Genomic DNA, 23,020 nt, shown 5'->3' on the forward strand with positions numbered 1-23,020 from the left:
GCGGTCGGCTCAGGAGGCCAGCAGGGTGGCCGCGTCCGGAACCGCGAGCATGCCGGAGAGCATGCCGAGGCGGTCTCGGCGGAGGCTGTAATAGACCCAGGTCCCCCGGCGGTCCGAGGTCACGAGACCGGCTTCGCGGAGTATCTTGAGGTGGTAGGAGATCGTCGGGGCCGACAGCTCGAAGGGGCTGGTCAGGTCGCAGACGCAGACCTCACCGTCCCCGGGCGCGGACGCGATCATCGACAGAAGCCGCAGCCGGATCGGGTCCCCGAGGGCCTTGAACATCTTGGCCATGTCCGTGGCACGCTCGGCGTCGAGCGGAGCGGCTATGACGGGCGTGCAGCAGGACGACTCGATCACCTCAAGCTGTGACATCTCGCTAGTTTGACAGTTGTCAAATCTTTGCGCAAGCAGTCCCAGGTAGGCCGGTTTGCACTCTTGCGCGGGTGGCGAAGGGTGCCCCGCTTCCGCGCGCTGGGGTGTCGCACGGAAGCGGGGCGGGGCGCCCGGCGGGGACGTGGTGCAGAGGAGGTTCGCCGAGCGGGCAGATGGGGTCAGTCCTCGGCCTTCGAGACCCGGCAGGCGAAGCACTTGTAGGCCTGCTGTCCGGACAGGTTGTCGTAGTAGCGGTCGTCGGTGAGGGTGTTCGCTGCCTCGTAGCGGACCCCGCCCAGCTGCTGGGCCAGCTTCTGGGACGGGCCGAAGGTATTGGGGAGGAACACCGTGTCCTGCCGGATGCCCGGCCAGTACAGAGCTGTGGCGGCGACCCGGCCGCGCGGGCTTTCGACGACCACCTCGTCGCGGTCCGCGATTCCGAGACGCCGAGCGGTGTCCGGGTGGATCTGCAGGAGCCGGATGCCGTTGAGCTGCGCTCCGCTGGGAGTCCAGTGCGTGACGGAGGCGAAGTGCACGACGCTCGGCCGGCCGCTCATGCCCATGAGCGGGTAGTCGCGGTGGACCGCCCCGTCGCCCTTGACCCCGAGCTTCACGGGGTGGGTGAGCGCCCCCGGGTTGATCGGGCTGACCACGAAGCGGTCCTCGTACGCGATCGTGGGGTGTGCGCCCGTTACCTCGGGGTGGGTGTAGAAGCTGGGGAGCGCGGCGTGGCCGGCGGTGGCGAGCTGCTTGTCAAGCTCCCCGGTGTAGATCTCGATCTTCCCGCTCGGGGTCAGGAACCGTCGCCCCTTCGCGGCGCCGAGCGACTCGGCGGCCTCGTACCAGGAGGGGTGGTCCTGGTACAGCGCGCTGACGCCGGGGTGTTCCAAGGTGGGACACGGCCAGCGCAGGGGCTCGGTGCGCTTCTGCATCCGCTGCCTGGTCATTCCACCCATGCCGGGGGTGTGCTTGACGAACTCCGCCCACAGCGTGGGGTAGTCCTTCCACGCCACGGGGAAGGCATCGGTCCAGTAGGTGGGTGCGTTGCGGCGGTCGCGACGCGCCAGGGCGTGGGCGAGGTCGATCCAGATCTCCCAGTCCGGCTTCGAGTCACCGCACCGGTCCACGGCTGACTCCTGCCAGCGGATGGCCCGGTCGTCACGCCGCATGTAGACGCCGTCGTACTCCAGGGCCGAGCTGACGGGAAGGATCACGTCCGCGTAGTACGCGGCTTCCTCCATGAACAGGCCCGTGTAGACGTAGAACTCAAGCTTGCTGAAAGCCTCCTTGACCCGCTCCGTGTTGGCCGAGGAGATCAGGGGGTTGCCCTGGGTGATGATCGCCTTCAAGCGGTACGGCTTGCCGGTGAGGATCGACTCGGCGAAGTAGTCAGGGCCGACCGGCAGTGCGTGCGTCACCTTGGGTGTGCGCACAGAGAGTTCTGGCAGGTGCAGGTCGCCGGGCCAGGTGTTGTGCATGAAGTTGCACCCGGCGCCGAGCTTGCCGATGTTGCCCGTGACGGCAGCGAGGAAGGTCAGGACGCGGTAGGTGTCGAAGGCCCCGAGCTGGTGCGAGATGCCGGCGTTGCAGAAGATGGCCGCGGACTCGGCGCCGGCGTAGTCGCGCGCGATGCGGCGGATGGTCTCGGCCGGCACCCCGGTGACCGCGGAAGCCCAGTCGGGCGTGTAACCCGAGTTCGCCATATGGGCCTTGAGCTCCGGGAAGCCGAGCACCCAGCGCTCGACGAACTCCCGGTCGTACAGCCTCTTGTCGAGGATGTGGTGGAGCATCCCCAGGACGAGGGCGAGGTCGGTGTGCGGCTTGGGAGCGATCCACTCGTCGGCAAGGGCTCCGGTCGGGGTCTCCCGGGGGTCGACCACGACGAGCTTGGCCTTCGTACGCGCTCGGCCGCGCAGCAGGTAGTCGAAGGTGACGGGGTGGGTTTCCGCCTGATTGGTCCCGAGGAAGAGGAAGTAGCCGGCCGACCCGAGGTCGTCCTTGCCGGTGGCGCCGTCCGTGCCGTACCCGTTGGTGAAGTTGCCCATGCCGAAGGTGGCCTTGAGCGCGTTGCCGCCGGCGTCGTTGCACACGGGCCCGACGTCCGTGTTGTTCGGGCTGCCGAGCAGGGCGAAGAGCCGGCCGACCAGCGAGCCGGTGCCGCGCGGGAGACGCCCGTTGGTGCGGTTGGCAATGGCCGCGGCCTCACCCTTGTCCCGCAGGGCGAGGAGTCGCCGGGCGATCACATCGAGGGCCTCCTCCCAGGAGGCCTCGCGGAACGCGGAGTCCTTGGACCCCTTGCGGCCACCCGTACGGATCAGCGGCTTCTTGAGCCGCAGCGGGTTGTGGACCAGCTCGGCCATCATCGGCGCCTTGACGCAGATGTTTCCCTGCTGAACCGGGTCGCCGGCAGCGCCCTTGACGCTGATGATGCGCTCGGCCTTCACGCCCACGGAGAGCGCGCAGTTCGAGTTGCAGAACTGGCAGGCGCTGGTGACGGTTCGGTCAGGCTGCATCGCCGCCGAGCCCTCGGTGTAGTTCAACAGACGACCTTCGCCGACGGTGTTCCGGACGGTACTCACGGCGGAACCGTCGGCCGCTGCGACCGACGTGATGTTCACTGCCAGGGCCGCGCTGGTGAGCACAGCGCCCTGGACCACGTTCCGCCTAGAAACCGGCTTGTTGCTGTCTGGCACGTCCGACTCCCCCTGTGATGGATCAGGCGCGGTGAGCCTAGGGGGAGCGACACTCCGTGTCTAGATATTCATCGAATCAAGGCGCTACAGTGAGGCCGCCGTCGACCAAACACCCGTCGACTGGCCTCTTCAGCACGGTGATTGCCCAGTTCGTGGGTCCTTGTCCGACGGTCGACAAGAGCCGGTCGGTACTCTCCCGCACACCCGAGAGGGGGTGAAGATGGACTCCTCCGCAAACCCGCGACTCTTCCGTGGATCGTGGTTGATCCGCGCCTTCGTGTTCGCCTGGGTTGCCGTACTTCTGTCGGCGTTCGGCCACAGCCTGGCGACCGGCATGACGCCCTCGGCCGGCACTCTGGCCGCCGGGGCCGCAGCGGCGTCGGTCCTCTTCGCGCCCCTCGCGCGGCAACGGCTGTCGGTGCCCGTGAGCGCGGGGACGCTGTCGATCCTCCAGATCGGGCTTCACCTGTTCTTCTCGGGCACTGGCGCTGCGAGCTCGTTGCCCCATTCCATGCCCATGTCCATGCCCGGCACCGCACACATGGGCATGACGGCCACGCCCGCCTGGGTCGCGTTCGCACCGACGATTCCCATGGTCTGTGGCCACATCGCGGCATCGGCGGGCATCGCGTGGGTGCTGCACCGAGGGGACACCGCGGCGGGGCGGATCCTCGAACTGGCCCACCTGCACGCTGCCCGGACCATCTTCACCCTGCTGCACGCGCTCCAGATCCGCCTCGGGACCCGGCAGTGCTGCCTGCCCGATGCGGCGACAGCACTCTGGTGTGCTTCGTGCTGGCGTGAACCGGCAGCGGCAGGATCAGTGCCGCTCCTGCTGCACGAGGTGACCCGGCGCGGCCCGCCCCAGGGGGTGGCCGTACTCGTCTGACGCTGCCTCGTAGGCGCGTCCACCGAGTAACGGAACTCGCACGCCACCCGTGTCTTGTCCCCCTCATGCACCGGCCGTTCGTCGTCCGGCGCGGGGACCTGTTCCCCTGGAGTCATTCCCATGCGTACCTTCTCCCGACTTGGCATCGTCGCCGCGACGGCAGCGGCCGGTCTCATAGCGCTGACGACCCCCGCCCTCGCCCATGTCTCCGTACAAGCGGAGGGCACCGCCGCCAAGGGCGGCTACGCCACCGTGAACGTCAAGGTCCCCAACGAGCGGGCCGACGCCTCGACGGTCTCGGTCGAGGTGTCGTTCCCCACCGAGCACCCCCTGGCTTCGGTCATGCCCCAGCCCGTGGCGGGCTGGGACATCGTGATCACCAAGGCCAAGCTGGACAAGCCGCTGACCGTCCACGGCAAGAGCATCACCGAGGCCGTCAGCAAGGTGACCTGGACCGCCAACGGCAAGGGCATCGAGCCCGGCTACTTCCAGAAGTTCCCGCTGTCCCTAGGGCAGTTGCCGGAAGACACGGATCAGATCGTCCTCAAGGCCCTTCAGACCTACAGCAGCTCGGAGGTCGTGCGCTGGATCGACCCTCCGGTCGCGGGACAGGAGGAGCCGGAGCACCCGGCTCCCGTGCTGAAGCTGTCCGCCGCGGCCGACGACCACCACGGTGTGGCTGCGGCTTCGAACGCGCCCTCAGCCGAGCCCACCAAGAGCGGAGGGCACGACGACAAGGCCACCACGGCGTCCGCGAAGGCTGACGACCGCACGGCGCGGTGGCTCGGCGGAGTGGGGATTGCCGTCGGCGCGGCGGGGCTCATCGCGGCCGTCCTCGTCGGGCGTCGGCGCGGCAACGCCTGATCGGGCGAGGTTCGTTCGATGACGGTCACCACTTCTCGGGTCTGTTCCTGGATCGTTGCCCTGATGGCGGGCTTGTGCCTGGTGGTCGGGGGCGCATCGCAGGCGGACGCGCACGCCGTTCTTACGAGCAGTACGCCGGCCCGGGGAGCGGTGACCGCCGAGCCGCCCTCCCGGGTGACTCTCGTCTTCACCGAAGAGATCGCCGTGACCCCTGATGCCGTCCGGGTCCTAGACCCGGCGGGGCGGCGGGTTGACGACGTCCACCCTGTAGCGGAGGGCGGCAACACGTACAGCGTGGCGCTGCGTGGTGAGCTGCCGCGCGGGACTTACACCGTGGCCTATCAGGGGGTGTCCGCGGACAGTCACCCCATCGCGGGCGCCTTCACCTTCTCCGTGGGGGCGCCGTCCACGACGGCGGTGTCCCCGGGGGTCGGCACGCGTGATCCCGACGCCGGGTTCGTCGGTCGGGCCTACGCGGCGGGCAGACTCGGCGCGTACATCGGCGTGATCCTGCTCGTAGGTGCTGCATGCCTTCTCCTATGGTGCTGGCCGGAGGGGCGGGAAAGCCGCCTGCTGCGCGGTGCGGTGATGGCCGGCTGGGGGATGACAGTCCTCTCCACCCTCGCGCTCCTCGTGCTCCGCAGCGCCTATACGGGCAGCGGCCGGTTGGCGGAGGTCGCCGACATCGTGCAGCTGGGCAATGCACTCCGTACGAAGACGGGCGCCCTGCTCGGTGTGCGCCTGGCTCTGCTGGCCGGATGCGCAGTCCTGTGGGCACGTCGGGGTGCGTCGTGGCCGCCCGCCCGGTCGTCCGGAGTGCTGCTCGGCTGGGCCGCCCTGACGGCCGCCGGCCTCGCGGGGACCTGGGCCGGGGCGGAACACGCCTCGGCGGGCCTGCAGCCCCTCGTGGCCATGCCGGTCGATGCGGCGCATCTGCTGGCCGCTGGTACGTGGGTCGGCGGGCTGTTCGTTCTGGCACTGCTCCTGCTGCGCCGGCAGGAGGTTTCGTTCGACGCATTGGCGCGGTTCTCGCAGGCGGCCTTCGTCAGCGTCTGCACCCTCGTCGTCACGGGGCTCTACCAGGCCTGGCGGCAGGTGGGCTCCCCGTCTGGCCTGGTGGAGACCCGGTTCGGCCTGCTGCTCCTGGCCAAGGCTGCCGGAGTCGGGCTCCTGCTGTGCCTCGGGTACCTCTCGCGCCGCTGGACGAGGCGACTCGCGCGGGCGACTCCCGAGAGCCCCGTTCCGTCCTTGCGGCGGCTCCGTCGCGGGGTGGCGGTCGAGGCGGCGCTCGGCCTGTGTGTGATCGTGGTGACCGCCGCTCTGACCTCCACGGAGCCCGCCCGCTCGGAGGCATCGGCTGCAGCTGCGGGCGGCGGCCGTGCGCAAGGCCCCGTTGCCGTCGAGGTCGCCTTCGATACGGGAGGGCCCAAGGGCGCGGGAACCGCTGACGTTATCGTCGATCCCGGACTCGCCGGACCCAACGGCGTCCACGTCACGCTGACAGATCGGAACGGCGAACCCGTGGATGCGCCCTCGGTGGAGGCGTCCCTGACCTCACCCTCCACCAAGATCGGCCCGCTGCCCGTGCCCCTGCGTCTCGTGTCGGAAGGCCATTGGAGCGCCTCCGACTTCCAGGTGCCGATGCCCGGCGACTGGGAGCTGGCTCTGACCGTGCGGACCTCCGACATCGACCAGATCACGGTGCGCCGTACGGTCAGGCTGCGGTGACCGAGGACCCGGCCGCTCGGGAATCAGGAGGAGGCAGTGGATGCACCGACCACGCCCATGAGATCGTCAGCACATGCTGACATCAGTTGACGGTGACGTCTTACGCGTGCTGGCCGAGCCCCTGCGGCTTGAGATCGTGACCCTTCTGGCTCGCGAGGCCCTCTGCACGAGCCACCTCGTCGAGGAGACGGGAGCCCGGCAGACGAACCTGTCGAACCACCTGAAGGTCCTGCGGGAGGCAGGTCTCGTCGAGACCGAACCCTGTGGCCGATGGACGTACTACCGCCTGAAGCCCAGCGGGCTGGCGGCCCTCGCCGCCGAACTGGCCCGACTCGCGACCACCGCACAGGAAACCGCGGACAGCGGCCGCAAGCGTGCCTGCTGAAGAGCGGTCCCGCCCGGGTCGGAAGCCGCGATGGGCAGTCGACATCAAGCACGCCGACTGCCCATCCGGTCCGATCTCTTGCTTCAGCGCGACGCTCAGGTCGCCATGGCGACCTGCTGAGGCACGGGGACCGGTGGCTCCAGCATCACCTTCCGGTCGCAGAGGCGCTCCACCTGGGCCTGGTCGTGGGAAACGAGCAGGACCGTCCGCTTCCCACGAAGCGCGGCCACCGACTCCTCCACCGTGTCCCTGCTGCGTTCGTCCAGGGCACTCGTGGGTTCGTCGAGGAGGAGAGCGGCCGGTTCCAGCGCGAGCGCCCTGGCCAGGCACAGTCGCTGCCGCTGACCGGCGGACAGGGTTTGCGCCGGAGCGTCGAGCCGGTCGCAGACCTCCTTCCACAGGCCGGCTTCATTCAGGGCCTGTTCGGCCCTTTCCAGCATGACTTCCTTCGAGGCCCGCATGACGTGCCGGATTCCGAAGAGGGCATTGTCGAGGATGCTGCCGCCGAAGACCACGGGAGTCTGCGGCACCAGTACGACCTTGGCCCTCAAATCCGCGTTGCCCTTGCCGGCGGCGATCGGCCGCCCCAGCACCTCCAGGTCCCCGTCCCTCGTGAGACCTGCGGGAAGCAGGTCCACCAGTACGCGCAGCACCGTCGACTTGCCCGCCCCGGAGGGCCCGCAGAGGCCGGTGGTCGACCCCTGTTCGAGCCCGAAGGAGACCGGTCCCACGAGGGTCTTGTCGCGGTCGCGCACACGGAGCTGGCGCACATTGATTACGTGGTCCATCGCTCTCCTTCAAAGCGGTTGCGCAGCGCGACGGCCACGCCCAGAAGTACCGCGGTGATGAGCACCAGGACCATAGCGCTTCCCCACGCTTGCGCAACCGCCTGGGGATCGCCCGAGTCCTGGGACAGGGTGAAGATGTGGGTGGGCAGGGACGCCACCGGAGAGGCGACGATGCCGTTGGGCAGCGCCGGGGCGCCAAAGAACACGGTGGCGGTGAACAGCAGCGGCGCCGTCTCCCCCGCCGCGCGAGCCAGACCGAGCAGCAGACCGGTGGTGGTCGCGGGCCAGGTGTAGGGCACGACGACCGACCGGATGTACTGAGCGCGGGTGAGCCCGATCGAGAGGGCGCTCTCTGTCAGCTCCGGCGGCATGCTCCTGACGCGCCCGGCGGTGGTCAGCGCGACCACGGGCACGACGACGGGAACGAGGACGATGGCTCCGGCAAGCCACGACCTCCCCCACCCCATGGCGCTGCAGAGAATCACGAACCCTGCCAGACCCAGCAGGATGGTCGGCGTACCTCCCACGACGACGGTCAGCGTCTGGAGCACGCGCGCCGTACGGGCGGAGGCGTGTACGCCGAGCAGGATCCCGGCGCCGAAGCCCAGCGGCAGGGAAATCAGACCGGCCGTGATCACCAGAAGGAGCGTGCCGACGATCTGCCCGCTCACGCCTCCACCGGCCGCCCCCAGCGCGGAGGAGAACCAGAACGACGGGTTGAACGCGATGCTCCCCTTCGTCGCCAGGATGCCGAGCATGCCCAGCAGCAGCACGCCGGGGAGGAGCAGGGCTCCGAGCCTCAAGGCGCCGACCACCCGGTCGACCTCCCCGCGCATCTGGGCAGCCTGCTTGTGCCTTGTCCGTCGCGCTCCGGTTTCGGACCGTCCCGCACCGCGCGAGCCCCAGACCGTCGCTGCGGCCACCAGAGCAAGCAGCACCAGGCCGAGGCCGCAGATCGCGGCGAAGTACGGACCGGAGGTTCCGGCGAGGACCGGCTCCGGGCCGGCAAGCTTCGCGGTCAGGGTCTGGCCGGGATGGACCAGCGACTCGAACACCCCGCTGAACGAGGAGGGCAGGCGCCCGTCCGCACGTCCCACCACCAGGAACACGGCGATGGCCTCACCGAGTGCTCGGGCGAGCCCGAGCAGGACTCCCGCCCGCATCCCGGATCGCGCGAGCGGCAGGACCGCGGAGCGGACCACCTCCCGGCGCGTGAGCCCGAGCGAGTACGCCGCCTCGCGGTAGCGGTCCGGGACAGCCGCGAGGGCGTCCACGCTCACGGCCACGATGGTCGGAGTGATCATCACGGCGAGCACGATCCCGGCGGCCAGCAGGCTGTCCCCACCCGGCACATCGGCCATCGAGGCGATGACCGGACGCACGACGAGGATGCCGATGAGCCCGTAGACGATGGAGGGAATGGCGGCGAGCAGCTCCACGCTCATGCGGAGTGGCCGCGCCAGACGGGGCGGCAGGTACTCCGAGAGCGCGATCGCTGCCGCCCAGCCGACTGGCACGGCGAGCGCCAGGGCGATCAGACAGACGACGGCCGACCCGTAGATCATGGCCAGCCCGCCGAAGACGGAGTCGACGGGGTTCCAGGTCGATTCCGTCAGGAGGTCCAGCCAGTCGACCTCGGCGCTGACGACGCCCAGGCCGAGGTACCCGATCAGCACGAGCAGAACGCCGGCCACGGAGGCGGCGCCGGTGTACACCCAGGCCCAGACCCACCGGGACCGGTGCGGACGCGGCTGCGCCTCCGGCTTCGGTTCCGGGGCGGCCGGTGGCCGCTCCAGTGTCTCGACGGACATGGACTACTTCCCGATCTGCTTGAGCGTCAGGTAGCCGTGCTTCGGAAGGAGCTCCTGGCCCTTGTCGGTCAGCAGGTAGTCGATGAACTTCTTCGCGGTGTCCTTGGGCTGGCCGTTCGTGACGAGGAACAGCGGCCTGCTCATGGGGTACTTGCTGGAGGCCACGTTCTCCATGGTGGGAGCTATGCCGTCCAGCGACACGGCGACGAGCTTGTCGCTCCCCTCGATGAATCCGGTCGACAGCGGTCCGACTGCCCCCGGCGTCGATTCGAGCTTGTTCCGGGTCTCCAGGTTGCCGCCCACGATGGCGAAGTGGTCGGAGTTCGGCGCCGGCGGGGCCTTCTCACCGTGGTAGAGGTACTTGTCGAGCACCTCCCGCGTACCTCGGCCCGGCTCCTTGTCGTAGATGAAGACCTCGAGGTTCGGCCCGCCGATCTGGTTCCAGTTGGTGATCTTCCCTTCGAACAGGCCCTTGACCTGGTCGACGGTCAGGTTCTTCACCCCGGCATCGGCCACCTGCTTGCTGATGATCACACCGACGGCGTCCGAGCCGATCTGCGTCGAGACGAAGTCGGTCTTCGGGTTGTCGGAGCGGTCCTTGTCGGCTATCGGCTTCGAGCTCAGCGCGATGTCGATCTGGGCTGCAGCAAGCTGGGAGATGCCACCGGCAGAACCACCCTGCGTGGCGACGGTGATGTTCAGCCCCTCCGCCTTGAGCGCCTCCGCGGCGTCCGCCGCGACCGGGGCCACGGTGGTGGAGCCGCTCGCCTGCAGGGCCTTCCCGCCACCGCCGTTGCCATCGGCGCAGGCCGTGGCAAGGGAAGCGAGCAGAGCCACGCTGGAGGCCACGTAGGCGATGCGACGCCCGCGGGTGGCCAATCCCGTGGTCCGTACCTCGTCCGGCACCAAGTCCTGTGACTGCAACGATGATTCAGCAGTGCGGGACATGCGGGATCCTCCCCAGTAGGCTCTGATTTGAACGGAGTCTAAGCAGGCAGCAAGGCGGCTGGAAACCCTTCACCGACCACCCATCGTTCAGGCGGTGTTCACAATTCCCCTACTTTCCAGACATCTTCCGTTTCCTTGATCGGTCCTTGGTGTTCGCCAAGTTGAAACGCCTCCAGGCACGCGGTCGTTCGGGACGCCAGTCCCGCCGGCCGTCGGCTGTCCGGGCTGGCCGCACGACGGTCGTGCCCGCGCACCGTTCTGCCCTCCGAAGGCACGCAGCAGGCTCTACGGCGCCACTCCGGCGTGCCCGAGCAGTACGGGCATCGATGTTCGCGGCCGTCTGCGTCACGCTCGCAGCCACCGGCCACATCCTGATGTCAGGTCAACACGTGGCCGTACCGGTCCTGCTCGCCGGGTTTACCGTGATGCTGACGACGTCTTGGGCCCTGGCGAGCCGAGAGCGGGACCTGCTCTCCGTCACAGCTGCGGCCGTGACCGCCCAGGGAGCCCTGCACACGTTGTTCTCATGGGCCGCGCCGACCGGCACCCCGCTGCCCGCAGCGCCCCATGCACCGGCGACCCACATGGCTCATGAAGCGATGAGCTCCACGACGGCGGGGCACTCGTCCACCGCCCACTCGTCGATGGACCACATCGCGTCCTCCCTCGACGCGGCACCCGTCACCCACACCGCGGCGGAGATGTCTCCGTCCCTGGGCATGCTGGCCGCCCACCTGCTCGCCGCCCTGCTCAGCGGACTCTGGCTCGCGTACGGAGAACGCGCGATCTTCCGCATCCTGCGGGCTCTGCCCGCTGTGATCTTCCGGCCTCGCCGACTGCTCTCGGCCGCTCTCCCCACACCGCAGGACCGCACCCGCATCCGCGCCGTCCGCCGACGCGATGAACGCGCCCCCCGACAGCTCCGTGTCACCCACTCGATCGTCTCCCGCGGTCCCCCACAGGCACTCGCCGCCGTCTGATCCAGCACGGCTCCCCCGAGCACGTCGGCCCACCGCCGCCACTCGGGCCCCAGCCATGCCCTTCGGCAGGCCGTAGCGACTGATCCGCGCCGGCGCCGCTTCTGCGCGCCCGCCAGACCCCCTCTGCCTCGTGAGGACTTACCGCGATGACTGCTGCACTCAACCTCGCCGACCGCCCCGTGAGAGCTCCCCGCTCCCGGAATCCCTCCACCTCCGACGCGGCGACCACGCTGCTCGCGCTTGCGGCCCGTGGCGGCGACCCCGAAATGACGGACCATTTCGTACGGGCCATGCACCGCGACGTCTGGAGGTACGTGGCTTACCTCAGCGCCGACCGCCAGGCCGCCGACGACCTGACCCAGGAGGTCTTCATGCGCGCGCTCACAGCTCTGCCCCGCTTCGAGGGCCGCTCCTCTGCACGCACCTGGCTCCTGTCCATAGCGCGCCGGACGGTGGTCGACAGCCTGCGCCATGCCGCCGCCCGGCCCCGCCTGGCGGATCTCGACGACTGGCAGACCGCCGCCGAACACACCCAACCGAGGGATATCCCCGGCTTCGAAGAGGGCGTGGCCCTCGCCGAGCTCCTCTCGACGATCCCGGACGAGCGCCGCGACGCGTTCGTACTCACCCAGCTCGTCGGCCTCCCCTACGCCGAAGCCGCCGAAGCCATCGGCTGTCCGGTCGGCACGGTGCGCTCCCGCGTCTCACGAGCCCGCGTCACGCTCATCGCCCTGCTGGCCGGCTCAGAAGAAGGACCCTCGGTGAAGCGCCTCCCCGAACACGCAGGCGCCTCACCGAGCTGCTGCCTCAACTGACACGAGGATCATCGAGACCTGCGCGGGGCCCAAGCAGGCCATGGCCCCGCACACTCGGGCGGAGTGGGGCGTCGGGGTCTCCTTCGGCAGGCAAGATCGTCTGCTGCAGTTATCGGGAGAGGCCAGTCGCACCCACACCCGAGTGCAGCATGGTTGATGACCGCAGCCCCCGCGCCGCGTCCCGTCAAAGAAGCATGCGCAGGGGCTACCGACGTCGCCTTAGGAGGCCCGTCATGTCCAACCGTACGCACAACCCGCCGATTCCGTCACGGCACTCGCTCCGCAAGCTCGCTCTCTGCCGCTCCGTAGCTCGGACGGCGGCCCACGGCCTGGTCCGAGGAGTGTTCACGGCGGCCGGTGGGTCACTGTTCGCCGGAGCTCTCTGGTGGATCCAATACCGGTAGGGGCCAACTTCGGAGGGAGGAGCCACACAGCCTCCTCCCTCCGCAGCGTCACAAGCTGATCGTGGGGAGTCGACATGCGTTTCATCGGTTTGACGGTCACGGGCACTCGGGTCGAGGCCCACCTCGGCGAGCCTGCTGATGAAGAGGTTCAAGCCCGTGTCATCCGTCGTTGGGCGCGGGCACACGGACATGTGGTTCAGGCCATTCATGACCTCAGGAATTCCGAATGGCCAGTCTTCCGCGACTTCGCTACGGGTGCCATCCAGGCTGTCGTCCTCTACACCGATACGCTCGCGGATCATGTCGAACCGCCACCTCTCTGGCCCACGTGGCTGTCGCGTGGGTTCAGCTACAGCCTTGACGGCCGCATCCCAACCTGGGGAATGCCCAGGGTCATTGCTGCTGATACCGGCAAGACAATCGACCGCATGAGGGGGCGGCAGCTGGATGCACTCGCGGCCGTCGAGGCACCACCGAAACTTTCCGGCGACCAACTCCAGAAGCTGCAGAGAGCCCGGCGGAGAAAGCACGATGAGGGTGGCTATGCGTACGGGGCACCACCCTTCGGCTGGGCTGCGGTGGGAGGCCGGCTGGCGCCGGAGAGCAGAGAGCAGCAAACGCTCCACCGTGCTCTTGAGTTGCGAGCTGCTGGCATGACGTTGAGGGCCATCTGCCAGATCCTGGACGACGAAGGTCGTTCCTCGCGCAGTGGTGCTCCATGGAGTTCTGGAGCGCTCAGCCGGATCCTAGAGCGGCCTGCACCGCCTGCAGAGCACATCTGGCACGAGGTGGGGACAACCGTTCGACTGCTCCAGTGCGACGGGCATCGCCCGGCCTTCTGTTCCTTCAGCGAGCGCTGTGACGTGATGCCCGTCGCGGGATGCGCGAAGGTGAGATGATCACTCGCGCTTGAATCTGCCGGGTACCCGGTTCGTCCTGCCACGATCAGCGCCGCGGACACCGCTGCTTGGACAATCAGCCAGGGAGCCACATCCGGCGATCGCGCGCCGCTCATTTTCGGCGCGGTGGCCAGCCCAGCAGCAAACCGCTCCCCATCAGTACCAGGATCTCCCAGCCTATCCCGTTCGCTCCACTTCAGGGCCACGCGGGTCAAGACCCGGACCGTTCCCGGACCAGGCCCCGTTAGAGAGCCGCGCCAACCGTCATGACTACTGGTCAGAGTGGGTGCAGCCGCTGTACCACCAGCAGACGAAGAACCTCCTCGTGTCGTACTCCCCGAAGAAGCTCGTCTTCTTCTAAAACGAGAAGAGGCGCCTGACGGCGAGCCGGTTCCATGAGCGCGCCAGCCGTCATCTTTCCCTTCATAGACCGCTCGCGCAGCGTCTGAGGCGGTCGGGCCGCGGCGCTCCAACAGTTCCAGGATGGCCCGTTCCAAATTTCGGTCAGCTGGTTTTTCGGTATTCGTCATCGCGTCAGTATCGCAAGGGGCTCGGGGCAGCAGGTGAATTGGCCGCGTGCCCCCTCGTCTCCGGAAAGCCGGTGGGTATGCCGTCAGACCGGCAGCCTGCGCCCCCTTCCTGTCTGCCCACCTCACAGGGCAACGCCGCGGGGCCGCCCTGTGAGGTGAGAGCCGACCAATGAACTGGCCCGAACGCGTAAGCAGCAGAAGGCTCCCCCTCAAGCGAGGGGGAGCCTTCACCGTCAGAATGCGACTGGGTCGCTCAAGCGTGGCTGTGGTGGCGATTGTTTCCGGTGACCAGTCGGTAGACGACGAGGAGGACGACCGAGCCGATGATGGCGGCGATCCAGGTCGAGAGGTCGAAGAACCCGTCAATCGAGTCGACACCGAAGATGACCTTGCCGAGGAATCCGCCGAGCAGACCGCCCGCGATGCCGATGAGCATGGTGATGATGACGCCGCCCGGGTCCTTGCCCGGCATCAGCGCCTTCGCGATGAAGCCCGCGAGCAGCCCTATCAGGATCCAAGCAATGATGCCCATGCGCTTCTCCTACCTCGATGAATAAAGTCGGTGTTAGCACTCGTCTGCACCGCGCCGAGGTTTTCAAACGTTCGAATCCCGAGCTCCCGGGTTGGTGACCGCGCGCCTGCCGACCTCTGCGAGCACACGGCTGACTACCGGGCGTACCCTCTGGCCCGAACCGGCGCCCGGGTTCGTACCCGAGGAGATGCTCGTCCGTGCATCCGAAGGGCTGCGCGGGGAGAATACGTTGAAGAGGTATGCCCAATTATGGGTATCTGGACAGTGCGGCTGCGTCGGCGGATGGGTCGTCCGTGATCGATGGAGGCTGATGTGGAGCGCGACCGACTGGCACTGGCCGCGGTTCTGGAGGCCGCGGAGGCGGCCGCGCCCGTGGATTCGCTCGATGTGGTGGCCCGCAACCTGCGCGACCGGTTCGACGCGCGCTCCGTATCGTTCCTGTTCGTCGACGTCGTGGGCCGCCGCCTGCTGCGGGTCCACGACACGGCGGGCGCGCAGCACGAGGACCGCGCCCGCCAGGTCCCGCTTTCCGGCAGCACCGTGTACGACGAGGTCCTGTGCTCCCAGAAGGTGGTGCTCGCGGCCAACGGCGGGCAGGGACAGCGGGTTCTCGCACCGGTGACGAACCGCGGTGACACCATCGGCGTCCTGGAACTCTTCCTGCCCGAGGTCACACCGGAGGTACTCCTGCAGGTGGAGGGGGCCGCACACGCTCTGGCGTACATCCTGGTCACCGACCGGCGCTTCACCGACCTCTACCACTGGGGCAACCGCACCACCACCGTCAGCCTGGCCGCGGAGATCCAGCGCCAGCTCCTGCCGACCGCCGCTACCTGCCAGGCGCCGCAGTTCACCCTCGCCGGGGCCCTGGTTCCCGCCTCCTCCATCGCCGGCGACACCTACGACTACAGCCTCGACGCCCACACCCTCCACCTGTCGATCACCGACGCCATGGGCCACGACGTCGACGCCGCCCTCATGGCCACCCTCCTCGTCAACGCTTCCCGCGGCGCCCGCCGCGCCGGCGAAGACCTGGCCGAGCAGGCCCGCCAGGTCCACCAGGCCCTCCTCGACCACGGGCGTCAGACCATGGCGACGGGCCAGCTCCTGCGCATCGCCCTGGACGGCAGCAGCACTCAGCTCGTCAACGCCGGCCACCCCTGGCCCCTCCTGCTGCGCGAAGGCGCCGTCACCGAGCTGCCCCTGACCGTGAACCTGCCTTTCGGCTGCGTCTCCCTCACGGGCCCTTACACAGTCCAGGCCCTTGACCTGCGGCCCGGTGACCGGCTCCTGCTCCACACCGACGGCATGCAGGAACGCGACGCCGAAACCGTCGATCTGCCGGCCCTCCTCCGCAAGACCATGGCCGAGCATCCACGCGAGGTCGTACGCACCCTGGTCGGCGCCGTCAGCGACGCCTACGACGGCGGAGCGCCGAAGGACGACGCCACCGTCCTGTGCCTCGACTGGCACGGCCCCCACGGCGAAGGGCGCCAAACGAACAACTGATCGTCGTGACAGGGAAAGCCTGAGGCGTAGCAAATGGGGTGGGAGCCTGCAAAGAGGGCAGGCGCCGGGCACGCCTACCCTGTGGAGGAAGACATTCGTGGTTGCGCCCATGCTCGTCCTCGACCAACCTGTGCCACGCGTCGGCCAGGCCACGACCACAGTACGGGGCGTCACGCACGAGTTCCTCGAGCACGCGGCCCGGATCCGAGCCCCCGCACGGCCTGAGTACGCCGACGCGGTCCTCCTGGTCGTCATCGAGCTCGTCACCAACGCGATCCGCCACACCGAGGGACCCGCCGCCGTCCACCTCGAACTCCACCAGGACCACATCGAGATCCGCGTCACCGACACCAGCCCCACCGCAGCCGAGCCCCGCGTACCCCAGATCGACGGCAGCGGCGGCTACGGAATGCACCTCATCAAGACCCTCACCACCCACACCCGCACCGGCCCCACCCCCGACGGCGGAAAGACCATCTACGCCTACGCCCCCTGGTAGCGGCCCGACCGACGGCACGCGCGAACCTGGCACCGTATCGGCAGCTGCCGCGGCATCAGGTGGATCCGGCGCCTCCGCCCGTCTCCACCCCGTCGGCAGGGCGGGGCCTGGCGGCGCGCTCCACGCGCTCGGGATCGGCGGCCGGTGCGCTGGATCCGGTGCCCCTGCGCGAAGGCGCTCCGGGCGGACGGCCGTGCTCATCGACCATCGCTCCCGCGTCGGGCAATTCGGGTGCGAGCTCCCGCGCGTCCCTGTCAGCTTCCGGTTCGTTGTCGGACATGGGCTCCTCCTTGGTGTGCGACCCAACGGAGCGCTCCCAAGGCCACGCCCCCTCTACGACGCGGAGGAGCGGGCCTCGATACGCCCTCAGCGGCGCGCCTGCCCGGCCCGGACGGGGCGTATCTCCCTGCTCCGGCCTCCTCACTGGACCCCGGGATGTAGAAGGCACCAACCGCGGAGCACGACCGCCGCCAGCACGAGCGTGGTCGGCCAGACCACGGCGAATGCCAAAGCGAGCGCTTCCGAAGCCGTCACCGTGGCCGCGACCAGCAGTCCCAGGCTGGCAAGCAGACCACACCACAAGGCTGGGCGGGCCGTGGCCATCGGGCTGGACAGGGGGCATCGCATGGTTCGCAACCGGCGGTCCAGGTCCCTGTCCCTGCTGAGCTCTGACTCGATGACGGCAAGGACGCGCCATTCGCGTGGGGTCAACGGAACTGAGTTCATACTGTCCTCCCATTCCGCTGGGAGCACTACCTCGGGCGGAGCCCTCCCGACGCAACCCCGACCGGGGGACGAAAGCGCCCGCCAGGCGGCCCATCGAGGATGGTCCTGGGTACCAACAGACCTGCCCGCACGCGGTTATGCGGCTCGCCCTCGATTCTGGCTGCCAAGCGGAGTCGGCGGAGCTGTTGCGCCGCAGCAGGCTGAGCACCTTGGTTACCCTGCCCCGCTCGGGGGACTGCGGCACGTCCGGCTTATGCCCCCACCCAGCTCCCACATGCCAGCTCCCCAGTCGGTCATCCCAGGCTCGGGACTGCCATCTCCGGGGTGGGCTGCGTCGGGGAGGAGGCGGCTCGGACCATACCGGCCATCCACCGGCATGCGGCCGGGCACGGGCTGGTCTTAGGGGTGGAAACGTGCAACGCTCAAAGGGAACCAGCCTGGCTGGTGGGAGACCCCGCGCCGCCGCCCGGTCACCTGAGGTGGCTGACGGCAGGTGCGGGTGGTCTTGCTCGGCTTCGCACGGCACGTACTGCCGTGCGCTTGACGGCCTACTCCGCCCGAATCCGGGAGCCGACCGTGACGGGCTCCTATCCCGGACGGCGGACCAGACCGTGCGCCCCTTCTCGGACACCGATGCCGCTAGGCGGCCCAGTCGGGCCGTAACGCGTTCTGTCGGCATCGGCCGGCATGCCGTCCGTCCGGCACCGTCACCCTCGGCAGGATCCGCGCCTACCTGCTTCCTTCCGCCGCCCAAGGGCACAAGGACCAGGCCATGACTCCCCACGCACCCGCTTCGCCTACGCCGCAGGAGGCCGCCATCGGGATTCCGAGGCTTTGCGTGAGTGTGAGTTCCTCAGTCGGGGAGGTTCTGGTCACGATCTCAGGGGATGTCGACCTCGACAGAGCTCCTGATCTTCGAAGCATTCTGACGGCCGTCTTGTGCTCCTCCGAGGGCCCGCTCACTCTCGATCTGGAGAATGTCACTTTCTGTGACTGCTCCGGACTGAACGAGTTCCTTCGTGCGCGCGTGCACGCTGAAGCCGTGGGCCGGCCCCTGACCATCCGGGCCGTAAGCCGCCCCGTTGCCCGCCTGCTTGAGCTAACCGGAACCGACAAGCTCTTCCACCCTGCCGAGCGGGATACAGCGGACCAGTCCCGTGTGGTGCAACCCGCCGATCCCGACGGGCGGAAGGCCGCGCTCCCGGGTTACACAGCTGACGGCCGACTCATAGGGGACACCTTCCTGGTTACCCTGCACGGCGAACTCGACCTCTCCGGCACTCAGAAATTCCTGCCCGCGATCCCCGCCCAGACGGTGGCGGTCGTGGTCGACATGCGGGACGTCTCGTTCATGGACCTGAGCGGCCTGCGGTTCCTCGCCGCACTGGAGCAACGCACCAACGAGCAGGGCGCCGTACTGCTGACCATCGGCTGGCAGCCGGGTCCTCTCCTCCTCACCGAGACCGTCGCCCGCTCCCGCCGGGCGTTCCCCGCCCTTTCCCGCTACGTACAGCTACGCCAGACGCGGGAACTACGGGCCGCCCTCATGTACCGGGCAGCGTTGCGCAGAGCCGTCGGCATCGCCGAGGCACGAAGCTGGGAAGAGTCCGCGAAGGCACTGGCGCAAACCTGCGCCCCTCCGGGCCCACGGTCGGTGCTGTGAGCGGTGTCGCCGCGAGGGGAGGGTGTTCGCCAAGCGAACCCCGACCTCGCTATCGGGACTGCCGGCCCCCATCGGGGGTGCCAGAGCCCTGTTTACACTTCGGCGCCCCGCCGTGGGGAACTTCGCAGACGTTACGTGGATCTGCCCAGCTCCTCCTTCCGCCGTGAATGGAACCCCCGTGGCCCTCCCTGCCGATCCGCCGCCTCCCCCCGTGCAGGACTCGCCCGCCCCGGGCTCCCGGCCCCTGGTGGCGAGCCCGGTGACGGCATGGGCCACCGGCATGCTGATGGCGACGGTGCCCTGCTCGGCGCGGGAGGCCACACAGATCCTGCAGGCCACCGCCGACCTGGCGGGCCTGCCCGCAGCCGAAGTAGCCGCTGCGCTGGTGGCCACCGCCCGGGGTGACGCCGTCCCGGCACACGTCGAACGGGCCTTGCACCGTACGGTGCTGGCGGCTCAGTCCCCCTCGTCGCCGGAGCAGGCCCGGGAAACCGGCCTTCGGCCGAGCCCTACGCGCACCGAAGAAGTCCTCTCCCGCCTTCGCGGCTGCCAGGCCCGCCTGGCCCAGGCCCCAAGCGACCCGGGCGCGCTGCGTGCCATGGACGACGCCGCCTACACCTTGTGTGTCCTGATCGGTCAGCCCCGACTGCAGAACGCCATCGCCGCCGCCGAACTGCACCTGAACAGCACGCGGTAACAAACGCGGCTGCCCGAGGCCCGTGACGACGCTGCGCGGCCGGCCTCCGCCTTTGGTGATCGGCCGGTCCCGCCCCATGGACTTGCGGCGCTGATCAGCGCGCGAGCGCCGACCAGGGGCTCAGGCCCAGGTTGCCGGTGTTGCCCAGATCCACAGGCGCGCTCAGCCGCAGCGCCAGCCGGGGAGCGCCCGGCTTGGGGACGAGCCGCAGGGTCCGCCCCTCGGCGGCGGGCACGGTCGAGTCGGTGACCAGGTTGCGCCACACCAGCCCCGTCGTGGCGGCCTGGCCCGGCTGAAGCGTCACCCGCTGTGGCGGTGCGTCCATGCCGCCGGCGGACGAGGTCACTCCGTTCGCTCCGTGCCCGATGTCCACCTGAACGGGGCGGTCCGCCGCATCCAGCAGCTGGATCTCCGGGTAGCCCTCCAGCACGTACGCCACCGAACCGCAGTTGACCAGCTGGAAGTCCGCGACCCGCAGCCCCATCGCCGCGTTCCGCTCAGCCGCACCCCTCCCTCCGGGCAAGGCAGCGCGCCGGCCTTCGGCGGAGACTCCCCGATCGACTCCATGACGGAGCCACACCCGATCAGCACCAACCCCAGGGCAGCCGCCCCCGCTATCAAACCGATCTACTTCGCCCGCCCCAGTACACGCATCCCCCGACCCTACGTTTCCACCTGGCGGCTCCCCCTGCATCAGACGCCCCCAGCTGCTCGACCGGCCGCCCCCGTCCGGGCTGCGGCGTGGGATCGTGGAATGGATGGACCGTTCCGGTTCCGTCGCTCATGGCCCGCCTCGCTCCCGAACGGCGGCGGATCCGCTGCTGGGCGGAGGATGCAGGGGCATTGAACGACGGAAATGAACGCGGGTCGCCACCAATAAACCGTGTTCCGCGAGCAGCAGCCTCAGCCGCTCCTCCCTCTCGTTCCGTAGCCGGTGAACTCGTGCAAGGGGAGCCCACCGTGAAGCCCTATGCAGCACAGGTACGCCTCTACGGCTCCGTGGCCGTGCTGACCCTGTGCCCCGGCCGAAGCACAGTCGGCCGGGCGAAAGCCTCGTTGGAGATCCTCACGGACATGCTCGTGGGCCTCGGGGGAAGCGCGGACTCGCTGATCCTGGACCTCGACCGCGCCCCGTACCCGCCGCCCGTAGACGCTCTGGCTGCAATCGATGCCTGGGCGGCCCAACGGGAGATCCCCGTAGTGACGCTCACCCCCTCGCCACATGCGCGCCCAGTTCCAGCCCACCCTGGGGAAAGTGTGCGCGAGAGCGACGCCGCCGTCGGGGTTTCAGGGCTGCGCCGGGCTCTTGAGGTCCGGGTGCTGACCCAGCGGGCAGCCGGGATCCGTCGAGCGCGCAAGGGAGCCCATCCCTGCTCCTGAGGTGCCCGCGGCAGCGGGCCCGTGTCGGGAGGCGGTGTATGGGTAGCAGCTGGGAGACAATGCGAACTGGATACCGGTGGGGGAGGTGAACCGTCGTGGGTGACTATGCCGACCTTCCTGAAGGCCAAGACGCGCCCCTCGGCGGTGAAGAAGACCTCAAGCGGCTCTCACAAGCCCTCGCGGCATCCCGTGCGGACACCTCCGCTTCCGGGATCGACACCCCGGCCGCGCTGTGCCGGGCGTGCGTGGACCTGCTGGACGTGACCGGCGCCTCGGTGTCCCTGGGCGGGGACGGCGACGACCACACTTTGTGGTGGTCCAGCAATCCGGTGGCTAGCCAGCTCGCCGAAGCCCAGTACACGCTCGGCGACGGCCCGGGCCGTGTCGCCCGGGGCCTGGCGGCGCCGGTCCTGGCGGCGGATCTGACCGGAGGCACGGACGCCCGGCGCTGGCCCATGTTCGCCCAGCAAGCCGTCGCCCTCGGCGTGCGAGCGGTGTTCTCGCTCCCCCTGGGGCTTCCCGGCCTCGCGGTGGGCACCCTCGACCTCTACCGTGACCGTCCCGGTCCCCTCTCCGATCGGGACCGCTCCTTCGCCTTTCCCGCGGCGGACGCGATCACCACGGCGCTGCTCGCCCTCCAGGCCCAGGAACCCCCCGGCGGCGGTGCGGCATGGCTGGACGCGGCCGAACTCGACCACGACGAGGTCCACCAGGCCACCGGCATGATCATGGTGCACATCAACCAGGACATTCCCCAAGCCCTGGCACGCCTGCGCGCCCACGCCTTTGCCCAGGGCCAGAGCATCACCGAGGCCGCCCGCGACGTCCTCGCCGGGAGGGTCAGGTTCGATGACTAGGTTGACCCCGTACGGCCGGACCCAGCAGAGAAGACGGTGAGGACAGAGATGAACCGCGAACTGGAGATCACCGAGGCGTTCGTCAGCCTCACCGATACCGTCGCCGACGACGTGGACCCCCTCACGCTCCTGCGCCGCCTGGCCGACCACTGCGTACGGCTCACCGCCATGGACGCCGCGGGCGTCATGCTCGCCAACGCCCGGGGCCGCCTTCAGTCGGTGACCTTCACCGAGGACCGCGTCGAACTCACCGAGGTCTTCCAGATCCAGGTCTCCGAGGGCCCCTGCATCGAGGCCTACGCCGCCGGTCACCCCGTCCACGCCGACGACCTCGCCACAGCCGGCGACCGCTGGCCCACCTTCACCCCGCTGGCCCGCACCGCCGGATTCGAGGCCGCCCACAGCTTCCCCCTGCACCTGCGCGGCCAGAACATCGGCGCCCTCAACCTCCTCGCCCACACCCCCGCCCCCCTCCCCCCGGCAGACGCCGGCCTCCTCCAGGCCCTCGCCCACACGGCCGCCACCTCGGTCCTGACCTGGAGCCGCGAACCCCTGCGGCCCTACGACATCGTCACCCGCACGCAGGCCGCCCTCTCCAGCAAAGCCGTCCTGGACATCGCCCTCGGCATGCTCGCCGCCACCGCAGAGATCAGCCCCTCCGAAGCCGCACGCCACCTGCACGCCTATGCGGCCGACCACCGCCAACGCGCCATCGACATCGCCGAGAACCTCGTACGCCGACGCATGACCCCCGAGAGCGTCCTCACCACCGAAGCCTGACCAGGGAAGCCGACCAAAATCCGCGAGGACGAGCCACTACCCGTCCCACGCGGTGCGACGGGGCTTCGGCAGATCAGGCAAGGTTCTTCATCCCAGCAGGCGAGTCAGCAAGGAGCTCAAGAAGCCCGGCGACCTAGTAACCGGCCTCAACCGGGTGACGGAACGGAGCCCCGGCCTCGGCGGAGTCGCCAGACTTCCGCGCCCACGGCGCCGTAGCCCTACGGCTTCGCAGCCACCCGCAGGCGCGAGTGCTTGCCCGCACACGATC

21 protein-coding genes are annotated in these 23,020 nt (G+C 69.2%); 13 read left to right on the forward strand and 8 right to left on the reverse strand.

The features are described 5' to 3' along the window. Window positions 1-9: 9 nt before the first annotated feature. The gene (locus ACWCP2_RS10120; RefSeq protein WP_450908113.1) at window positions 10-375 is read right to left on the reverse strand and encodes an ArsR/SmtB family transcription factor; all 366 of its coding nucleotides are present in this window, start codon (window positions 373-375) and stop codon (window positions 10-12) included. A 179-nt stretch (window positions 376-554) separates the two neighbouring features. Further along, window positions 555-2,888: a molybdopterin-containing oxidoreductase family protein gene (locus ACWCP2_RS10125; protein ID WP_450908192.1), complete on the reverse strand. Its 2,334-nt coding sequence runs from the start codon at window positions 2,886-2,888 to the stop codon at window positions 555-557. Window positions 2,889-3,288: 400 nt separating this feature from the next. Here ACWCP2_RS10125 and ACWCP2_RS10130 point away from each other — a divergent pair, with 400 nt between their 5' ends. The 4 genes from ACWCP2_RS10130 to ACWCP2_RS10145 all read left to right on the forward strand — a co-directional run bounded on the left by ACWCP2_RS10130 (window position 3,289) and on the right by ACWCP2_RS10145 (window position 6,934). Further along, window positions 3,289-3,957 (forward strand): hypothetical protein, encoded by a 669-nt coding sequence (locus ACWCP2_RS10130; protein ID WP_450908114.1) that lies wholly within the window; start codon window positions 3,289-3,291, stop codon window positions 3,955-3,957. A gap of 120 nt (window positions 3,958-4,077) precedes the next feature. Next, entirely contained in the window at window positions 4,078-4,821 is a 744-nt protein-coding gene (locus ACWCP2_RS10135; RefSeq protein WP_450908115.1) for a YcnI family copper-binding membrane protein, read from the forward strand. Window positions 4,822-4,884: 63 nt separating this feature from the next. Beyond that, window positions 4,885-6,549, forward strand: a complete 1,665-nt coding sequence (locus ACWCP2_RS10140; protein ID WP_450908116.1) for a copper resistance CopC/CopD family protein — start codon at window positions 4,885-4,887, stop codon at window positions 6,547-6,549. Between the two features lie 73 nt (window positions 6,550-6,622). Next, window positions 6,623-6,934 (forward strand): ArsR/SmtB family transcription factor, encoded by a 312-nt coding sequence (locus tag ACWCP2_RS10145; protein ID WP_450908117.1) that lies wholly within the window; start codon window positions 6,623-6,625, stop codon window positions 6,932-6,934. 95 nt (window positions 6,935-7,029) lie between these two features. On the opposite strand, the gene ACWCP2_RS10150 is transcribed toward ACWCP2_RS10145, so the two are convergent. The 3 genes from ACWCP2_RS10150 to ACWCP2_RS10160 are packed head-to-tail and all read right to left on the reverse strand — an operon-like array spanning window position 7,030 to window position 10,481. Further along, complete coding sequence (locus tag ACWCP2_RS10150) at window positions 7,030-7,722, reverse strand: ATP-binding cassette domain-containing protein (protein WP_450908118.1); 693 nt, start codon at window positions 7,720-7,722, stop codon at window positions 7,030-7,032. Further along, window positions 7,710-9,533: a phosphate ABC transporter permease subunit PstC gene (pstC, locus tag ACWCP2_RS10155; protein WP_450908119.1), complete on the reverse strand. Its 1,824-nt coding sequence runs from the start codon at window positions 9,531-9,533 to the stop codon at window positions 7,710-7,712. Before pstC ends, ACWCP2_RS10150 begins: the two co-directional genes overlap by 13 nt. 3 nt (window positions 9,534-9,536) lie before the next feature. Further along, window positions 9,537-10,481, reverse strand: a complete 945-nt coding sequence (locus ACWCP2_RS10160; protein WP_450908120.1) for a phosphate ABC transporter substrate-binding protein — start codon at window positions 10,479-10,481, stop codon at window positions 9,537-9,539. Window positions 10,482-11,080: 599 nt separating this feature from the next. On the opposite strand from ACWCP2_RS10160, the gene ACWCP2_RS10165 reads away from it, so the two are divergent. The 3 genes from ACWCP2_RS10165 to ACWCP2_RS10175 all read left to right on the forward strand — a co-directional run bounded on the left by ACWCP2_RS10165 (window position 11,081) and on the right by ACWCP2_RS10175 (window position 13,579). Further along, complete coding sequence (locus tag ACWCP2_RS10165; RefSeq protein WP_450908121.1) at window positions 11,081-11,461, forward strand: hypothetical protein; 381 nt, start codon at window positions 11,081-11,083, stop codon at window positions 11,459-11,461. A 146-nt stretch (window positions 11,462-11,607) separates the two neighbouring features. Continuing rightward, a complete protein-coding gene (locus ACWCP2_RS10170; RefSeq protein ID WP_450908122.1) occupies window positions 11,608-12,276 on the forward strand; it encodes a sigma-70 family RNA polymerase sigma factor in 669 nt (222 codons plus the stop codon). 478 nt (window positions 12,277-12,754) lie between these two features. Then, the gene (locus tag ACWCP2_RS10175) at window positions 12,755-13,579 is read left to right on the forward strand and encodes a recombinase family protein (protein ID WP_450908123.1); all 825 of its coding nucleotides are present in this window, start codon (window positions 12,755-12,757) and stop codon (window positions 13,577-13,579) included. A 783-nt stretch (window positions 13,580-14,362) separates the two neighbouring features. Here ACWCP2_RS10175 and ACWCP2_RS10180 read toward each other — a convergent pair. Continuing rightward, window positions 14,363-14,641 (reverse strand): GlsB/YeaQ/YmgE family stress response membrane protein, encoded by a 279-nt coding sequence (locus tag ACWCP2_RS10180; protein WP_450908124.1) that lies wholly within the window; start codon window positions 14,639-14,641, stop codon window positions 14,363-14,365. 312 nt (window positions 14,642-14,953) lie between these two features. On the opposite strand from ACWCP2_RS10180, the gene ACWCP2_RS10185 reads away from it, so the two are divergent. Both ACWCP2_RS10185 and ACWCP2_RS10190 read left to right on the forward strand, forming a co-directional pair. After that, on the forward strand, window positions 14,954-16,150 hold the full coding sequence (locus ACWCP2_RS10185; protein WP_450908125.1) for a PP2C family protein-serine/threonine phosphatase: 1,197 nt from the start codon (window positions 14,954-14,956) through the stop codon (window positions 16,148-16,150). 97 nt (window positions 16,151-16,247) lie between these two features. Next, complete coding sequence (locus tag ACWCP2_RS10190) at window positions 16,248-16,649, forward strand: ATP-binding protein (protein WP_450908126.1); 402 nt, start codon at window positions 16,248-16,250, stop codon at window positions 16,647-16,649. Between the two features lie 55 nt (window positions 16,650-16,704). Here the strand turns inward: ACWCP2_RS10190 and ACWCP2_RS10195 are convergent, their stop codons facing one another. Next, a complete protein-coding gene (locus ACWCP2_RS10195; RefSeq protein WP_450908127.1) occupies window positions 16,705-16,929 on the reverse strand; it encodes a hypothetical protein in 225 nt (74 codons plus the stop codon). A 1,218-nt stretch (window positions 16,930-18,147) separates the two neighbouring features. On the opposite strand from ACWCP2_RS10195, the gene ACWCP2_RS10200 reads away from it, so the two are divergent. Together ACWCP2_RS10200 and ACWCP2_RS10205 are read left to right on the forward strand one after the other, a co-directional pair. Beyond that, window positions 18,148-19,038: an STAS domain-containing protein gene (locus ACWCP2_RS10200; protein ID WP_450908128.1), complete on the forward strand. Its 891-nt coding sequence runs from the start codon at window positions 18,148-18,150 to the stop codon at window positions 19,036-19,038. Between the two features lie 211 nt (window positions 19,039-19,249). Continuing rightward, window positions 19,250-19,735, forward strand: a complete 486-nt coding sequence (locus tag ACWCP2_RS10205; RefSeq protein ID WP_450908129.1) for a DUF5133 domain-containing protein — start codon at window positions 19,250-19,252, stop codon at window positions 19,733-19,735. Between the two features lie 94 nt (window positions 19,736-19,829). Here the strand turns inward: ACWCP2_RS10205 and ACWCP2_RS10210 are convergent, their stop codons facing one another. After that, on the reverse strand, window positions 19,830-20,429 hold the full coding sequence (locus ACWCP2_RS10210) for a DUF4232 domain-containing protein (RefSeq protein WP_450908130.1): 600 nt from the start codon (window positions 20,427-20,429) through the stop codon (window positions 19,830-19,832). A 781-nt stretch (window positions 20,430-21,210) separates the two neighbouring features. On the opposite strand from ACWCP2_RS10210, the gene ACWCP2_RS10215 reads away from it, so the two are divergent. Together ACWCP2_RS10215 and ACWCP2_RS10220 are read left to right on the forward strand one after the other, a co-directional pair. Beyond that, window positions 21,211-21,972, forward strand: a complete 762-nt coding sequence (locus ACWCP2_RS10215) for a GAF and ANTAR domain-containing protein (RefSeq protein ID WP_450908131.1) — start codon at window positions 21,211-21,213, stop codon at window positions 21,970-21,972. A 48-nt stretch (window positions 21,973-22,020) separates the two neighbouring features. Beyond that, complete coding sequence (locus ACWCP2_RS10220) at window positions 22,021-22,752, forward strand: GAF and ANTAR domain-containing protein (RefSeq protein ID WP_450908132.1); 732 nt, start codon at window positions 22,021-22,023, stop codon at window positions 22,750-22,752. Window positions 22,753-23,020: the final 268 nt, after the last annotated feature.

This window comes from Streptomyces sp. NPDC002104, assembly GCF_053593795.1.

Excerpts from the sequence above, each read along its gene's own strand:
- ACWCP2_RS10120 (WP_450908113.1), bottom strand. The coding sequence starts at position 375 with ATGTCACAGCTTGAGGTGATCGAGTCGTCCTGCTGCACGCCCGTCATA.
- ACWCP2_RS10125 (WP_450908192.1), bottom strand. The coding sequence starts at position 2,888 with ATGCAGCCTGACCGAACCGTCACCAGCGCCTGCCAGTTCTGCAACTCG.
- ACWCP2_RS10130 (WP_450908114.1), top strand. The coding sequence starts at position 3,289 with ATGGACTCCTCCGCAAACCCGCGACTCTTCCGTGGATCGTGGTTGATC.
- ACWCP2_RS10135 (WP_450908115.1), top strand. The coding sequence starts at position 4,078 with ATGCGTACCTTCTCCCGACTTGGCATCGTCGCCGCGACGGCAGCGGCC.
- ACWCP2_RS10140 (WP_450908116.1), top strand. The coding sequence starts at position 4,885 with ATGGCGGGCTTGTGCCTGGTGGTCGGGGGCGCATCGCAGGCGGACGCG.
- ACWCP2_RS10145 (WP_450908117.1), top strand. The coding sequence starts at position 6,623 with ATGCTGACATCAGTTGACGGTGACGTCTTACGCGTGCTGGCCGAGCCC.
- ACWCP2_RS10150 (WP_450908118.1), bottom strand. The coding sequence starts at position 7,722 with ATGGACCACGTAATCAATGTGCGCCAGCTCCGTGTGCGCGACCGCGAC.
- pstC (WP_450908119.1), bottom strand. The coding sequence starts at position 9,533 with ATGTCCGTCGAGACACTGGAGCGGCCACCGGCCGCCCCGGAACCGAAG.
- ACWCP2_RS10160 (WP_450908120.1), bottom strand. The coding sequence starts at position 10,481 with ATGTCCCGCACTGCTGAATCATCGTTGCAGTCACAGGACTTGGTGCCG.
- ACWCP2_RS10165 (WP_450908121.1), top strand. The coding sequence starts at position 11,081 with ATGAGCTCCACGACGGCGGGGCACTCGTCCACCGCCCACTCGTCGATG.
- ACWCP2_RS10170 (WP_450908122.1), top strand. The coding sequence starts at position 11,608 with ATGACTGCTGCACTCAACCTCGCCGACCGCCCCGTGAGAGCTCCCCGC.
- ACWCP2_RS10175 (WP_450908123.1), top strand. The coding sequence starts at position 12,755 with ATGCGTTTCATCGGTTTGACGGTCACGGGCACTCGGGTCGAGGCCCAC.
- ACWCP2_RS10180 (WP_450908124.1), bottom strand. The coding sequence starts at position 14,641 with ATGGGCATCATTGCTTGGATCCTGATAGGGCTGCTCGCGGGCTTCATC.
- ACWCP2_RS10195 (WP_450908127.1), bottom strand. The coding sequence starts at position 16,929 with ATGTCCGACAACGAACCGGAAGCTGACAGGGACGCGCGGGAGCTCGCA.
- ACWCP2_RS10200 (WP_450908128.1), top strand. The coding sequence starts at position 18,148 with ATGACTCCCCACGCACCCGCTTCGCCTACGCCGCAGGAGGCCGCCATC.
- ACWCP2_RS10210 (WP_450908130.1), bottom strand. The coding sequence starts at position 20,429 with ATGCAGGGGGAGCCGCCAGGTGGAAACGTAGGGTCGGGGGATGCGTGT.
- ACWCP2_RS10220 (WP_450908132.1), top strand. The coding sequence starts at position 22,021 with ATGAACCGCGAACTGGAGATCACCGAGGCGTTCGTCAGCCTCACCGAT.